At 69.9% G+C, this 14,432-nt stretch carries 12 protein-coding genes and 1 riboswitch; of the genes, 11 read left to right on the top strand and 1 reads right to left on the bottom strand.

Annotated features, from left to right (window positions below; all coding sequences use genetic code 11):
• The first annotated feature begins 196 nt into the window (after nt 1-196).
• The 10 genes from ACZ53N_RS19420 to ACZ53N_RS19375 all read left to right on the top strand — a co-directional run bounded on the left by ACZ53N_RS19420 (nt 197) and on the right by ACZ53N_RS19375 (nt 10,456).
• Entirely contained in the window at nt 197-787 is a 591-nt protein-coding gene (locus ACZ53N_RS19420) for a CDP-alcohol phosphatidyltransferase family protein (RefSeq protein WP_469142053.1), read from the top strand.
• A 116-nt stretch (nt 788-903) separates the two neighbouring features.
• On the top strand, nt 904-3,399 hold the full coding sequence (locus ACZ53N_RS19415; RefSeq protein ID WP_469142052.1) for a sugar phosphate nucleotidyltransferase: 2,496 nt from the start codon (nt 904-906) through the stop codon (nt 3,397-3,399).
• Between the two features lie 129 nt (nt 3,400-3,528).
• Nucleotides 3,529-4,449 carry a DUF881 domain-containing protein gene (locus ACZ53N_RS19410; protein ID WP_469142051.1) on the top strand — a complete coding sequence of 307 codons (921 nt, stop codon included), beginning with the start codon at nt 3,529-3,531 and terminating at the stop codon, nt 4,447-4,449.
• Nucleotides 4,446-4,778, top strand: coding sequence for a small basic family protein (locus tag ACZ53N_RS19405; protein WP_003984969.1), 333 nt, complete (start codon nt 4,446-4,448; stop codon nt 4,776-4,778). The genes ACZ53N_RS19410 and ACZ53N_RS19405 overlap by 4 nt, the downstream gene beginning before the upstream one ends.
• Nucleotides 4,779-4,783: 5 nt before the next feature.
• Nucleotides 4,784-5,788, top strand: a complete 1,005-nt coding sequence (locus tag ACZ53N_RS19400; RefSeq protein ID WP_469142050.1) for a DUF881 domain-containing protein — start codon at nt 4,784-4,786, stop codon at nt 5,786-5,788.
• A gap of 130 nt (nt 5,789-5,918) precedes the next feature.
• A complete protein-coding gene (locus ACZ53N_RS19395) occupies nt 5,919-6,758 on the top strand; it encodes an FHA domain-containing protein (RefSeq protein ID WP_370418267.1) in 840 nt (279 codons plus the stop codon).
• 17 nt (nt 6,759-6,775) lie between these two features.
• Nucleotides 6,776-7,546, top strand: coding sequence for a transcriptional regulator FtsR (gene ftsR / locus ACZ53N_RS19390; RefSeq protein ID WP_469142049.1), 771 nt, complete (start codon nt 6,776-6,778; stop codon nt 7,544-7,546).
• Between the two features lie 53 nt (nt 7,547-7,599).
• On the top strand, nt 7,600-8,073 hold the full coding sequence (locus ACZ53N_RS19385; RefSeq protein WP_184736688.1) for a bifunctional nuclease family protein: 474 nt from the start codon (nt 7,600-7,602) through the stop codon (nt 8,071-8,073).
• 179 nt (nt 8,074-8,252) lie between these two features.
• Nucleotides 8,253-8,867 carry a MerR family transcriptional regulator gene (locus ACZ53N_RS19380; RefSeq protein ID WP_469142048.1) on the top strand — a complete coding sequence of 205 codons (615 nt, stop codon included), beginning with the start codon at nt 8,253-8,255 and terminating at the stop codon, nt 8,865-8,867.
• A 92-nt stretch (nt 8,868-8,959) separates the two neighbouring features.
• A complete protein-coding gene (locus ACZ53N_RS19375; RefSeq protein WP_469142047.1) occupies nt 8,960-10,456 on the top strand; it encodes a DNA polymerase IV in 1,497 nt (498 codons plus the stop codon).
• Here the strand turns inward: ACZ53N_RS19375 and ACZ53N_RS19370 are convergent.
• A complete protein-coding gene (locus ACZ53N_RS19370) occupies nt 10,426-10,803 on the bottom strand; it encodes a PRC-barrel domain-containing protein (protein WP_469142046.1) in 378 nt (125 codons plus the stop codon). The genes ACZ53N_RS19375 and ACZ53N_RS19370 overlap by 31 nt on opposite strands.
• A 170-nt stretch (nt 10,804-10,973) precedes the next feature.
• A riboswitch (glycine riboswitch) is annotated at nt 10,974-11,081 on the top strand.
• A gap of 190 nt (nt 11,082-11,271) precedes the next feature.
• On the opposite strand from ACZ53N_RS19370, the gene gcvP reads away from it, so the two are divergent.
• Complete coding sequence (gene gcvP, locus ACZ53N_RS19365) at nt 11,272-14,157, top strand: aminomethyl-transferring glycine dehydrogenase (protein ID WP_469142045.1); 2,886 nt, start codon at nt 11,272-11,274, stop codon at nt 14,155-14,157.
• Nucleotides 14,158-14,432 lie beyond the last annotated feature (275 nt).

The following is a 14,432-nucleotide window of genomic DNA, read 5'->3' as shown; positions in this document are numbered from 1 at the left end:
TGGGAGAGTAGGACGCCGCCGAACAATTTTTAGAGTAGCCCCTGTGGGAACCATTTGGTTCCTGCGGGGGCTATTCTGCGTTTCCGGGCTTTTTTACAGAACAAACCCCTTCCCCGCCCCCTCTGCACCGACCGCCGAACTCTGCGGGTAGGGTCAGGGGGCATCGTTGGTACATATCCCCACAGGAGGCCCCCGGGTGGAGGTCCAGGAGACGCGAGTCCAGACCGACCGCGTCCTCACCATCCCGAACATCCTCAGCATGGCGCGCCTCGTCGGCGTACCCCTCTTCCTGTGGTTGATCCTCCGGGGAAGCGACGGCTGGGCACTGCTCGTGCTGGGACTGAGCGGCGTCAGCGACTACCTCGACGGAAAGCTCGCCCGGCGCTGGAACCAGATCAGCAGCCTCGGCCGACTCCTCGACCCGGCCGCCGACCGGCTCTACATCCTCTCCACACTGGCCGGCCTCACCTGGAGGGAGATCCTTCCGGTCTGGCTGACCGCGGCCCTGCTGGCGCGGGAAATGATGCTGCTGGTCATGGTGTGGATTCTGCGACGCCACGGCTATCCGCCGCCGCAGGTCAACTTCCTCGGCAAGGCCGCCACCTTCAACCTGATGTACGCCTTCCCCTTGCTCCTTCTCAGTGACGGAGACGGCTGGCCGGCTTCACTCGCTGCTGTTTTCGGATGGGCGTTCGCCGGGTGGGGTACAACCCTGTATTGGTGGGCAGGGATCCTCTACGTGGTTCAGGTCCGCCGACTCGTCAAGGCGGACGCCACCACCGACTGACCTCGCCGTTGTTCATGCGCCCCACCAGGGAGCGAAAGCCGTACGCGATGCGCGTCGGCGATCCGCGCGGGTGAAGTCGGAACTGACCGTCGTCTCGCAAGGAGGACGTTTCCGACATGAAGGCCGTCGTGATGGCCGGCGGCGAAGGCACACGCCTTCGCCCCATGACCTCGAGCATGCCCAAGCCGCTCCTGCCGGTGGTGAACCGGCCGATCATGGAGCATGTGCTGCGTCTGCTCAAGCGGCACGGGCTCACCGAGACCGTGGTGACCGTGCAGTTCCTCGCCTCACTCGTCAAGAACTACTTCGGTGACGGCGAGGAACTGGGCATGGAGCTCACCTACGCCAATGAGGAAAAGCCACTCGGCACGGCAGGCAGCGTCAAGAATGCCGAAGAAGCTCTCAAGGACGATGCCTTTCTGGTCATCTCCGGTGACGCCCTTACTGATTTCGACCTGACCGACCTGATCCGTTTCCACAAGGAGAAGGGCGCACTCGTCACCGTCTGTCTGACGCGGGTGCCCAATCCGCTGGAGTTCGGCATCACCATTGTCGACGAGGCGGGCAAGGTCGAGCGTTTCCTGGAGAAGCCCACCTGGGGCCAGGTCTTCTCCGACACCGTCAATACGGGCATCTACGTCATGGAGCCCGAAGTATTCGACTACGTCCAGCCCGATGTGCCCGTCGACTGGTCGGGCGATGTCTTCCCGCAGCTGATGAAGGAAGGCAAGCCGATCTACGGCTATGTCGCCGAGGGCTATTGGGAGGACGTCGGTACCCACGAGAGCTATGGCAAGGCCCAGGCCGATGTGCTCGAAGGCAAGGTCGATGTGGACATCGACGGCTTCGAGATCTCGCCCGGGGTCTGGGTGGCCGAAGGCGCCGAGGTGCACTCGGATGCGGTCCTGCGCGGTCCGCTCTACATCGGCGACTACGCCAAGGTCGAAGCGGGCGCCGAGATCCGCGAGCACACGGTGGTGGGTTCCAACGTCGTCGTGAAGAGCGGTGCCTTTCTTCACAAGGCCGTCGTGCACGACAACGTCTACATCGGCCCGCAGAGCAATCTGCGCGGCTGCGTCATCGGCAAGAACACCGACATCATGCGCGCTGCCCGGATCGAGGACGGCGCTGTCATCGGGGACGAGTGCCTCGTCGGTGAGGAATCGATTATTCAAGGCAACGTCCGGGTCTATCCCTTCAAGACCATCGAGGCGGGCGCGTTCGTCAACACCTCGGTCATCTGGGAGTCCCGGGGCCAGGCCCATCTCTTCGGCACCCGCGGTGTCTCCGGCATCCTCAATGTGGAGATCACCCCCGAATTGGCGGTGCGGCTCGCCGGCGCGTACGCGACGACCCTCAAAAAGGGTTCCACGGTCACCACGGCTCGCGACCACTCCCGTGGCGCGCGGGCGCTCAAGCGCGCGGTGATCTCCGCGCTGCAGGCCAGTGCCATAGACGTCCGGGACCTGGAGAACGTACCGCTGCCGGTCGCCCGGCAGCAGACCGCGCGCGGCAGCGCCGGCGGAATCATGATCCGTACATCACCGGGCGTGCCCGACTCGGTGGACATCATGTTCTTCGACGAGCGCGGCGCCGATCTCTCCCAGGCCGGTCAGCGCAAGCTCGACCGGGTCTACGCCCGGCAGGAGTACCGGCGGGCGTTCCCCGGTGAGATCGGTGATCTGTCCTTCCCGTCCAGCGTCTACGACTCGTACACGGGCTCGCTCCTGCGGTCGGTGGACACGACAGGTGTCGCGGAGGCGGGGCTGAAGGTCGTCATCGACGCCTCGAACGGCAGCGCGGGGCTTGTTCTGCCCAGCCTGCTCGGCAGGCTCGGTGTGGACGCGCTCATCATCAACCCCGGGCTCGACGAGGCGCATCCGACCGAGACGGCCGACACCCGTCGGTCGGGTCTGGTGCGGCTCGGGGAGATCGTCGCTTCGGCTCGGGCCGCGTTCGGAGTGCGGTTCGACCCGGTGGGCGAGCGGATCTCGCTCGTCGACGAGCGCGGGCGCATCGTCGAGGACGACCGCGCCCTGCTGGTCCTGCTGGACCTGGTCGCCGCCGAGCGGCGCAGCGGGCGGGTCGCGCTCCCGGTGACCACGACCCGGATCGCCGAGCAGGTGGCCGCGTACCACGGTACTCAGGTCGAGTGGACGACGACGTCGCCCGACGATCTGACCCGGGTCGGTCGCGCGGAATCGACGATCTTCGGCGGGGACGGGCGCGGCGGGTTCATTGTCCCGGAGTCCAGCAGCGTCTTCGACGGTACGGCCGCGTTCGTACGCCTCGTCGGTCTGGTGGCGCGTACGCAGCTCACCCTCAGCCAGATAGACGCACGCATTCCGCGGGCGCATGTGCTGCGGCGCGACCTGGCCACTCCGTGGGCGGTCAAGGGACTCGTCATGCGTCATGTGGTCGAGGCGGCCGGGGACCGCTCGGTCGACACGACCGACGGTGTGCGGGTGGTCGAGGCCGACGGGCGCTGGGTGATGGTCCTGCCCGACCCTGCCGAGGCGGTGACACATCTGTGGGCGGAGGGTCCGGACGACGCCTCCGCGCAGGCCCTGCTGGACGAGTGGTCGGCGATCGTGGACGGCGCCGGGCGCTGATCAGCGCGTAGCGGGGTACCCGACAGCGGTACCCGAGGAAGTCGACGGGACGTCGTCTCCCCGGTCCGGATCCGGCACGCCGGTGGGGCCATTGGGAGACGACGGCTCCGACGTGCGACGATGTGCGGCATGTCGCAGCAGCCCCCCGTTCGGAGCACCGCATCGCCGGCTCCGCGCCCCGATGCCTCCATGTCGCTGCTGACCAATGTCATGGACCACAGCCTCGACGACGGTTACGCGGAGGCGGCCGCCCGGCGCGCGGAGGGCGGCAAGGGGCTGCCGGGGACGCTCCGCGCCAAGTTGGGGCTCGCCGCCGCCCTGTTGCTGGCCGCGGCCGTGGTGACGCTCGGAGCCGCACAGGCACGGATAGCGGCGCCCACTCTGGCCAAGGAGCGCCAGCAGCTCATCGACCGGATCGAGAAAGAGACCTCGGCCGCGGACACCCTGCAGAAGAATGTCGACACTCTGCGGGACGCGGTCGGCACGAAGCAGCGTGACGCCCTGGAGAAACACGGCGGGGACAGCGCCGAGTTGGTGTCGCTGCTCGCGGGGGCCACCCCGGCGCGTGGTCCCGGGGTCAAGGTCGTCGTCGACGACGCCAAGCAGAACAAGCAGTCCGGTGCCGGGGGGCCGCGCGAAAGCAGCGGGTTCTCCGACACGGGACGGGTACGCGACCGTGACATGCAACGCATCGTCAACGGTCTGTGGCAGTCCGGCGCCGAGGCGATCGCGGTCAACGGACAGCGGCTGACGGCGCTGTCGGCGATCAGGGCCGCCGGTGACGCCATACTGGTCGACAACAGACCGCTGGTACCGCCTTACACGGTGCTGGCGATCGGCGACGGGCAGCGGCTGAGCACCGCTTTCCAGGACAGTGCCGACGGACAGTATCTGCATGTTCTCCAGCAGAATTACGGCGTCCGGGCCAGCATTTCCGCCGAGGGCGAGGTCCGGTTGCCGGCCGCGCCGAGCCTGCTCGTACGTACCGCACAGCCGCAGGGCGGTGGCGCGGAGAAACGCGGCACCGACACAGGGAAGGGCACATCGTGATCGCCGTATTGGGCCTCATCGTGGGAGTCGTGGTCGGACTGGTCGTCCGTCCCGTGGTGCCGACGGTGGTCGAGCCCTACCTTCCCATCGCTGTCGTGGCGGCACTCGACGCGGTGTTCGGCGGCCTGCGGGCGATGCTGGACGGAATCTTCGACGACAAGGTCTTCGTCGTCTCCTTCCTGTCCAACGTGGTCGTGGCCGCGCTGATCGTCTTCCTCGGTGACAAGCTCGGTGTCGGCGCGCAGCTGTCCACCGGTGTCGTGGTCGTCCTGGGTATCCGTATCTTCTCCAACGCGGCCGCCATCCGGCGGCACGTGTTCCGGGCGTGAGGCCGATGAGCAGCGACGACACGCCGGAGAAGTCCGAAAAGCCGGAGCCGACCGAGGAGCCGGAGCAGCAGCGGGAGCCCGAAGAGGCCGGAGGGAAACCCGACAAGGGCGACGGGGCCGGGCGGACGCCGGAGCCCGACGAAGCCGCTACCACGGATATCCCGGACAAGGTGGGCCGTTCCGAGCGACCGGAGCAGCCGGAACGGCCGAAGCGGCCGGAACCCGCGCCGCCCGAGGGCGACACGCCCGACCCTGTGACTCCGGTGAAGGAGCCTGCCGGGGCCGGTCCGTTGACCGGTCGTCAACGGCTCGCCAAGGGGCTCTGGCCCCCGAGGCTGACGCGGGCGCAGCTCATCGTGGCGCTGCTGCTGTGCGTGCTCGGACTGGGCCTGGCCATCCAGGTGCGGTCGACCAACGACAGCAGCGCCCTGCGCGGAGCCCGCCAGGAGGACCTGGTGCGGATCCTGGACGAGCTGGACAACCGCACGAAGCGGCTGGAGGACGAGAAGCGGCGGCTGGAGAACCAGCAGTCGGAGCTCGAGAGCAGCTCCAACCAGGCCGCCGAGGCGCGTAAGCAGACCGAGCAGAAAGAGGGACAGCTCGGTGTGCTCGCCGGCACGGTGGCGGCCAAGGGGCCCGGCATCGAGCTGACGGTCAGTGACGCCAAGAGCAAGGTCGAGGCCGACATGCTGCTCGACGCGATCCAGGAGCTTCGTGCCGCGGGTGCGGAGGCGATCCAGATCAACGATGTCCGGGTGGTCGCCGACACCTATTTCTCGGGTGCCGCGGGCCGGGTGGAGATCGACGGGAAGAAGGTCTCGCAGCCCTACCGGTTCAAGGTCATCGGCAAGCCGCAGGACCTGGAGCCGGCGCTGAACATCCCCGGCGGGGTGGTGCAGACTCTGGAGAAGGAGCAGGCGGGCGTGGCGGTGGCCCGGTCTGAGAAGATCATTGTGGATGCCTTGCGCCCGGCGAAGCGGCCTGACTACGCTCGGTCGTCATCGCAGTGAGGCGGCCACGGACGAGGGCTCCAGGGGGAGCGTGGGAGGTTGCGGGGGGTCGGCGCACCAAGTTGGGGGCGCGTGGTGGAAACTGTGAGCTGACCACGGACGTTGTAGAGGTGTCCGGGTCGGACGGTGTGTGCATCGAGGGTTTGTCCTGCCCCACGGGCGGGTCTGTTTCGGTCAAGGGGAATCGCCCGTGAAGTTGTTTGGGAAGTTGTTCGGCAAGAGCGCACGCCAGGACGGCGGCTCCGCCCGTCACAGGGCGTCGCGTCCGTCGGAAGGCGGCGAGGGGGCCCAGGAAGGGCGTCCTCTGTTCCGGGACCAGGTGGGTGCCCCGGGAGGTGGCGTCCCTGGCGGTCAGGGCGCGTCCTCTGTTGACCCTGCCGCGGCCGGACGCATAGGTTTCGGAGCACCAGAGACCTCAAGTGCGGGTGGAGGGTTTGCCTTGCCGGTCTGTACGAGGTGTGGCCACCGGGCCGGCGAGGCCAGCCGGTTCTGCTCCAACTGCGGTGCGCCGCTGCGGCCCGGCGCCGCTGCCGAGCGCGCTTCGGAGACGACCTCGACCATTTCCATCTCCGGTCTCGAGGCGTACGACTCGGAGACCACCGGGCAGACGCCGATCCCGTCGCTCTCCCCGGAGGCCCAGGCGGCCGTCGACGCGCTGCCGTTGGGCTCGGCGCTGCTCGTGGTCAGGCGCGGTCCGAATTCGGGCAGCCGCTTCCTGCTGGACGGCGACGTGACCACCGCGGGCCGTCACCCGCAGAGCGACATCTTCCTCGATGACGTCACGGTCTCGCGACGGCACGTGGAGTTCCGCAGAGGACAGGACGGCGGTTTCACCGTCACGGACGTCGGCAGCCTCAACGGCACGTACGTCAACCGGGAGCGCATCGACACCGTTCCGCTGTCGAACGGCGACGAGGTGCAGATCGGCAAGTACCGTCTGGTCTTCTACGGCAGCCAGCGCGGCATCTGACCCCGCGAGGGAAGGCCATGCTTCGAACATCGTCGGGCGGCACCGGATCCTCCGGTGCCGCCGGCGCGGACGGCCGATTGGTGAGCATCGGCACGGTGCTCAATCTGCTGCGGGACGAATTTCCCGAGGTCACCATCTCCAAGATCCGTTTCTTGGAGGCGGAAGGCCTGGTGGAGCCGCAGCGCACCCCGTCCGGCTACCGCAAATTCAGCGCGGAGGACGTGGAGCGACTGGGGTTCGTGCTGCGCATGCAGCGTGACCACTATCTTCCGCTCAAGGTCATCCGGGAACAGCTGGACGCCCTGGCCCGGGGCGAGCGGGTACAGCTGCCCGCGCCGGGGCAGCAGAGGGACGCTCAGGGCGCCCCGGTGGACCCCATCGGTCCGGAGGCCGTGGAGGCGGGCTCGAAGCCGCCTGTGGCCACGCGTATCGGCCGTGCCGAGCTGCTGGCCGTCATCGGTGTGACCGAGCCCGAGCTCGCCGAATGGGAGTCCTACGGCCTGATCGGCGCCCACCCGGACGGCGGATTCGACGTCGATTCCGTCGCGGTGGCCAAGCTCGTCGCGGATCTGGGCCGTTTCGGCCTGGAACCCCGGCACCTTCGCGCCATGAAAGCCGCCGCCGACCGTGAGGCCGGACTGGTCGAACAGGTGGTCGCACCCTTGCGGCGGCACCGTAATCCGCAGACCAGGGCACACGCCGAGGCCACCGCGCGGGAGCTCGCCGCGCTGTCCGTACGGCTCCACGCGGCCCTGGTGCGCAGCGCCCTCCACCCGCGCCCGTACTGACCGGAGGGTGGCCCGACTACCCAAACCTGCCGGGCACGTCCTAGGGTTGCTGTGTGAACGAGCTCGATGTCGTGGGTGTCCGGGTGGAAATGCCCTCCAACCAGCCGATCGTGCTCCTGCGTGAAGTGGGAGGCGACCGCTACCTCCCCATTTGGATCGGACCGGGGGAGGCGACGGCCATTGCCTTCGCCCAGCAGGGCATGGCCCCCGCCCGCCCGCTGACCCACGATCTCTTCAAGGACGTGCTGGACGCGGTCGGGCAGCAGCTGACGGAGGTCCGCATCACGGACCTGCGCGAAGGGGTCTTCTACGCGGAGCTGGTCTTCGCCAGCGGCGTGGAGGTCAGCGCCCGGCCGTCCGACGCCATAGCGCTGGCGCTGCGCACGGGCACGCCGATCTACGGCAGTGACGGCGTGCTGGACGACGCGGGAATCGCCATCCCGGACGAGCAGGAGGACGAGGTGGAGAAGTTCCGCGAGTTCCTCGACCAGATCTCGCCGGAGGACTTCGGCACCAACAGCCAGTGAGGCGCGCCCGCGGTCTCCGGAGGAGCGTCCGCGGCGCATTCGAGTAGCCCTTCCCGGCGCTGGGACACGTAAAACCACTCTCTGGGTGATTATCACTCGGCGTGCCGAGTGTGGCGATCGTTGACGCACCCCGGGTGACTGCCTACCGTCGAGAAGGCAGGTCAAGGACGGAGGTCGGCGTGAGAAGCACGGGCGACGGTACGGCGGTCGGCGGTCCGTATCCGCTGCATGGGGGAACGGTCGAACCCGGACCCCGTCATGGCCCTTCGGCGGCGGTCGGCGCGCCGCAGGAGCCGGGGGACGACCACGTCGGGTACCGAGGTCCCACGGCATGCGCGGCGGCGGGTATCACCTACCGCCAGCTGGACTACTGGGCACGCACGGGGCTCGTGGAGCCGAGCGTGCGGCCCGCCTACGGATCGGGCAGCCAGCGGCTCTACAGCTTCCGGGACGTGGTCGTCCTCAAGATCGTGAAGCGGCTCCTGGACACCGGGGTCTCCCTGCAGAACATCCGCACCGCGGTGCAGCATCTGCGGGCGCGCGGCGTGGCCGACCTGGCGCAGATGACGCTGATGAGCGACGGTGCCACGGTTTACGAGTGCACCTCGCCCGACGAGGTCGTCGATCTCCTCCAGGGCGGCCAGGGCGTCTTCGGGATCGCCGTGGGGGTGGTGTGGCGCGACGTCGAGAGCGCGCTGGCCAAGCTGCACGGCGAGCGCGTCGACACCGGCGAGACGCTCATCGGCCACAACCCGGCGGACGAGCTGGCGAGGCGGCGCAACCGGGTCGGCTGAGCGGCTGGCCGCCCGGCCTTCCGGCAGGCCTATGGAGGATGCTCCGTCGCAGGTCAGTGCGATTGTCAGTGGTGTAGGGCAGCATCGGAGACGTGAGAGCCGCACCGACCATCCTGCACCTGGACATGGACGCGTTCTACGCCGCGGCGGAGCAGGCGGCCAAGCCCAGCCTGCGCGGGAAGCCCGTGGTGGTCGGCGGGATCGGCCCCCGGGGCGTCGTGGCCACCGCGTCGTACGAGGCACGGGCCTTTGGTGTGCACTCGGCGATGGCGACCGCCCAGGCTCGGCGGCTGTGCCCCAATGCCGCCTATCTGGCGCCCCGGTTCACGCTCTACCGCGATGTGAGCGAGGTGGTCATGGGGCTGCTCGGGGAGCTGTCCCCGCTGGTGGAGCCACTGAGCCTGGACGAGGCGTTCGTGGATCTGGAGGCCGGTGGCGTCGAGCCCTCCTCGGCGGTCGTACGGGCGGTGGGGGAGCGGCTGCGGCGGGACATCCGGCAGGCGACGGGGCTCAGCGGTTCGGTGGGGCTCGCCGGCTCCAAGATGCTGGCGAAGATCGCCTCCGAGCAGGCCAAACCCGACGGCCTCGTCGTCATCGAGCCGGGCACCGAGCTGGAGCTGCTGGCCCCGATGTCGGTGCGGGCCATCCCCGGCGTGGGACCGGCCACGGCCGAGACGCTGCGGCGGGCCGGGCTCACGACGGTGGGCGATACGGCCGAGGCGGGCGAGGCGGAGCTGGTGCGGCTGCTGGGCAAGGCACACGGTGCGGGGCTGTACGCCCTGGCGACCGCCCGCGACAACCGTCCCGTGGTGGCCGAGCGGGACGCCAAGTCGGTGTCCGTGGAGGACACCTTCGAGGAGGACCTCACCGACCGGACCCGCGTGGAGCTGGAGCTGGCGCGGCTCGCGGAGCGCTGCGTACAGCGGCTGCGGGCGGCGGGACGGTCCGGGCGCACCGTCGTCATCAAGGTGCGGAGCTATGACTTCTCGACGCTGACGCGCTCGGAGACGCTGCGCGGGCCGACGGACGACCTCGGGGTGGTGCGGGAGGCCGTGCGGCGGCTGCTGGACGGCGTGGACACCACGGCGGGGGTGCGGCTGCTGGGGGTCGGCGTCACCGGGCTCGCCGACTACACCCAGGAGGACCTCTTCGCCCAGGCGGCGGCTACGGCCGAGGCCGCCGCCGACGCGGAAAGACCACCGACCGCCGAGGCGGATGGGGAGCCGGCCCCGGACGAGGCGGCCGGGCGACGGCCGCGGCGCTGGGTGCCCGGGCTGGACATCCGGCACACCGAGTACGGGACCGGTTGGATCCAGGGCAGCGGCGTCGGCCGGGTCACCGTGCGCTTCGAGCAACCCTGGTCCGCACCCGGCCGGGTGCGAACGTTCGCCGTGGACGACCCCGCGCTCGAGCCGGGGGAGCCACTGCCGCTGATCAGAGCCGCGTGGGAGCAGCCGCCGGAGCCGCCGGAACCGGGGGATCCGGCGGCTCTGCCCGGGTCTGCTGAGCCGGAGCCGTCCGAGCAGCCGGAGCCGCCTGTCGGGGCCCGGTCCGACGGTCAGCCGCTGGCCGGTGGCGTGTCCGGCTGAGCGCCGGGCCGAGGGGCGGTCTCGGGGTCCGGCGGGGGGAGGTCGAGCCCGTAGTGGTGGTAGAGCTGCAGTTCCTGTTCGGGGGAGAGGTGGCGGCCGACCCCGAAGTCCGGGGCGTCCTTGATGAGCGCCCGGTCATAGGGGATGCGCAGGGTGTCGTCCTCGACCCGGCTCGGTTCCAGCGGCACGAACGCGTCCCGGCTGAACAGCCCGGTGCGCACCGCCGCCCACTCCGGTTCCCCGGTCGCGTCGTCGAGGTACACCTCGTCCACGGTGCCGATCTTCGCGCCATTGCGGTCGAACGCCTTGCGGCCGATGAGACTCCGCGGATCGATATCGGTCTGCACGGTTCCTCCCGTGGTCGCGCCTGCCCTACGGAACTCCAGCGACCTCCGAGGCCCCCGGGAAAGCACAGAGAAGCACAGAGAAGCCCTGAGAACCACGAAAAGGCACAAAGCGGGAACCGGCCACTCGAGGGATCCGCTTGGACCCGCGCTGGTAGGCTGACAGTGGCTGCAGACCCCACGCGGGAGAGTCCTCCGAGATCCTTTGACGGGTTCGACGGGGGCGCCGAAGGAGCAAATCCTCCCCGGAATCTCTCAGGCACACGTACCGCGCGGACGAGGTCACTCTGGAAAGCAGGGCGGGCCGGGTCGGGTACAGCGCGACGAAGCCCCTCCTCACCGACGGTGAAAGCCGGACCGCCCCGTGCGGCCCGGTGAAGCTCTCAGGTTGAGATGACAGAGGGGGAGGCCGTCCGGGTACCCGCGCCGTGGTACCCCTCGCAGGTCGCAACGACCAGGAGGCCTCCGCAGATGACAGCCCACCGCATCTCCCTTTCCGACCTGGAGCGTGGCACGCCGTTCGAGCACCGCCACGTGGGGCCCGACAGCGCGGCCCAGGCGAAGATGCTCGCCCAGGTAGGCTTCGGCTCGCTCGACGAGCTCACCGCCGCCGCCGTACCGGCCGTGATCAAGAGCACCGAGGCGCTCCGGCTGCCCGACGCCCGCAGCGAGGCCGAGGTCCTCGCCGAGCTGCGCACGCTCGCGGACCGCAACGAGGTCCTCGCCCCGATGATCGGGCTCGGATACCACGGCACCTTCACCCCGCCGGTGATCCTGCGCAACGTCATGGAGAACCCCGCCTGGTACACGGCCTACACGCCGTACCAGCCGGAGATCTCCCAGGGCCGGCTGGAGGCGCTCCTCAACTTCCAGACCGTCGTCGCCGACCTGACCGGGCTGCCCACCTCCGGCGCCTCCCTGCTCGACGAGGGCACCGCCGCGGCCGAGGCCATGTCGCTGTCCCGGCGCGTGGGCAAGGTCAAGGACGGCGTCTTCCTCATCGACGCCGACGCGCTGCCGCAGACCGTCGCGGTGATACGCACGCGCGCCGAACCGACCGGCGTCGAGGTCGTCGTCGCCGACCTCTCCGAGGGCATCCCCGACGACATCGCCGAGCGCGGCGTCTTCGGTGTCCTCCTGCAGTACCCCGGCGCCTCCGGTGCCGTGCGCGACCCGCGCCCGGTCATCGAGCGGGCCCACGAGCTGGGCGCGATCGTCACCGTCGCCGCCGACCTGCTCGCGCTGACCCTGCTCACCTCGCCCGGCGAGCTGGGCGCGGACATCGCGGTCGGCACCACCCAGCGCTTCGGCGTGCCCATGGGCTTCGGCGGTCCGCACGCCGGATTCATGGCCGTGCGCGAGAAGTTCGCCCGCAGCCTGCCCGGCCGTCTCGTCGGCGTCTCCGTGGACGCGGACGGCAACAAGGCCTACCGCCTGGCCCTGCAGACCCGCGAGCAGCACATCCGCCGCGAGAAGGCCACCAGCAACATCTGTACCGCCCAGGTCCTGCTCGCCGTCATGGCCGGGATGTACGCGGTCTACCACGGCCCGGACGGTCTCGCCGGCATCGCGCGGCGTACGCACCGCTACGCCACGCTGCTCGCCGAGGGCCTGCGCGCCGGCGGGGTCGAGGTCGTGCACGGCGCGTACTTCGACACCCTCACCGCGCGGGTGCCCGGCCGGGCGGCCGAGGTCGTCGCCGCCGCCCGCGCGCGGGGCGTCAACCTGCGCCTGGTCGACGCCGACCAGGTCGGCATCGCCTGTGACGAGACCACCACGCGCGTCCAGGTGGCGTCGGTGTGGTCCGCCTTCGAGGTGGACGCCGACATCGAGGCGCTCGACGCCCATGTCGCGGAGGCGCTCCCCGAGGGGCTGCTGCGCACCGACGACTACCTCACCCACCCGGTCTTCCACCAGCACCGTTCCGAGACCGCGATGCTGCGCTACCTGCGCCGGCTCGCCGACCGGGACTACGCCCTGGACCGCGGCATGATCCCGCTCGGCTCGTGCACCATGAAGCTCAACGCGACCACCGAGATGGAGCCGGTCACCTGGCCCGAGTTCGGTGCGCTGCACCCCTTCGCGCCGGTCGAGCAGGCGGGCGGCTATCTCACGCTCATCACCGAGCTCGAGGAGCGGCTCGCGGAGGTCACCGGCTACGACAAGGTGTCCATCCAGCCGAACGCGGGCTCGCAGGGTGAGCTCGCGGGTCTGCTGGCCGTGCGGGCGTACCACCGTGCCAACGGTGACGAGGGGCGCACCGTCTGCCTGATCCCGTCCTCCGCCCACGGCACCAACGCCGCGAGCGCCGTGATGGCCGGAATGAAGGTCGTCGTCGTCAAGACCGCCGACGACGGCGAGGTCGACGTCGAGGACCTGCGGGCCAAGATCGAGCAGTATCGCGACGAGCTGTCCGTGCTGATGATCACCTACCCGTCGACGCACGGTGTCTTCGAGGAGCACGTCGCCGACATCTGCGCGGAGGTCCACGCGGCGGGCGGGCAGGTGTACGTCGACGGCGCGAACCTCAACGCCCTGGTCGGGGTGGCCAAGCCGGGCGAGTTCGGCGGCGACGTCTCGCACCTGAACCTGCACAAGACGTTCTGCATTCCGCACGGCGGCGGTGGCCCGGGCGTCGGTCCGGTCGCCGTCCGCGCCCATCTCGCCCCCTACCTGCCCAACCACCCGCTGCAGCCCACCGCGGGCCCGGCGACCGGCGTCGGTCCGATCTCGGCGGCCCCCTGGGGCTCCGCCGGCATCCTGCCGATCTCCTGGGCGTACGTCCGGCTGATGGGCGGCGAGGGCCTCAAGCGCGCCACGCAGGTCGCGGTGCTCGGCGCCAACTACATCGCCAAGCGCCTGGAGCCGCACTTCCCGGTGCTCTACACCGGTCCGAACGGCCTGGTCGCGCACGAGTGCATCGTCGATCTGCGGCCGCTGACCAAGGCGACCGGCGTCAGCGTCGACGATGTCGCCAAGCGCCTGATCGACTACGGCTTCCACGCGCCGACGATGTCCTTCCCCGTGGCCGGCACCCTGATGATCGAGCCCACGGAGAGCGAGGACCTTGCCGAGCTGGATCGTTTCTGCGAGGCGATGATCGCGATCCGTGCCGAGATCGAGAAGGTCGGCTCGGGCGAGTGGGACAAGGACGACAACCCGCTGCGGAACGCCCCGCACACCGCCGCCTCCGTGGCCGGCGCCTGGGAGCACTCCTACAGCCGTGAGGTGGCCGTCTTCCCGGCCGGGGTGTCCGCCGCCGACAAGTACTGGCCGCCGGTGCGTCGCGTCGACGGTGCGTACGGCGACCGTAACCTCGTCTGCTCGTGCCCTCCGATGGACGAGTACGACGGCTGACGGTCCGGGCCGCCCTCGGCGGGCGGCCCTTCCCGGGGGATTGATTCCCCGGGGCTGACAGACGTCGGGGCCGGTTCGGCGATTGCGCCGGGCCGGCCCCTTCTGCATGCGGTTTCCGTATGCGGTTCTTTCGCGCTGTGCGGTGCCGGCACCAGGGCCTGGCCGGCGGATCTTTGCGGGCTCCCGACGCCCGGCACGCGTGCTCGCCGCGTGGTCGAAAGCCGCCCGAGTATGCCCAGTACGAGGGCGGTCTCCGCCTTGCGATCGCACGCTCC

Source organism: Streptomyces sp. NPDC033229, assembly GCF_055576875.1.
The sequence above is the reverse complement of the archived record's forward strand: the minus strand, read 5'-3'. Positions and strand labels throughout refer to the sequence as shown.

What these genes read in the sequence shown, in the direction of transcription:
- ACZ53N_RS19415 (WP_469142052.1), top strand. Translation starts at nt 904, where the DNA reads ATGAAGGCCGTCGTGATGGCCGGCGGCGAAGGCACACGCCTTCGCCCC.
- ACZ53N_RS19410 (WP_469142051.1), top strand. Translation starts at nt 3,529, where the DNA reads ATGTCGCAGCAGCCCCCCGTTCGGAGCACCGCATCGCCGGCTCCGCGC.
- ACZ53N_RS19400 (WP_469142050.1), top strand. Translation starts at nt 4,784, where the DNA reads ATGAGCAGCGACGACACGCCGGAGAAGTCCGAAAAGCCGGAGCCGACC.
- ftsR (WP_469142049.1), top strand. Translation starts at nt 6,776, where the DNA reads ATGCTTCGAACATCGTCGGGCGGCACCGGATCCTCCGGTGCCGCCGGC.
- gcvP (WP_469142045.1), top strand. Translation starts at nt 11,272, where the DNA reads ATGACAGCCCACCGCATCTCCCTTTCCGACCTGGAGCGTGGCACGCCG.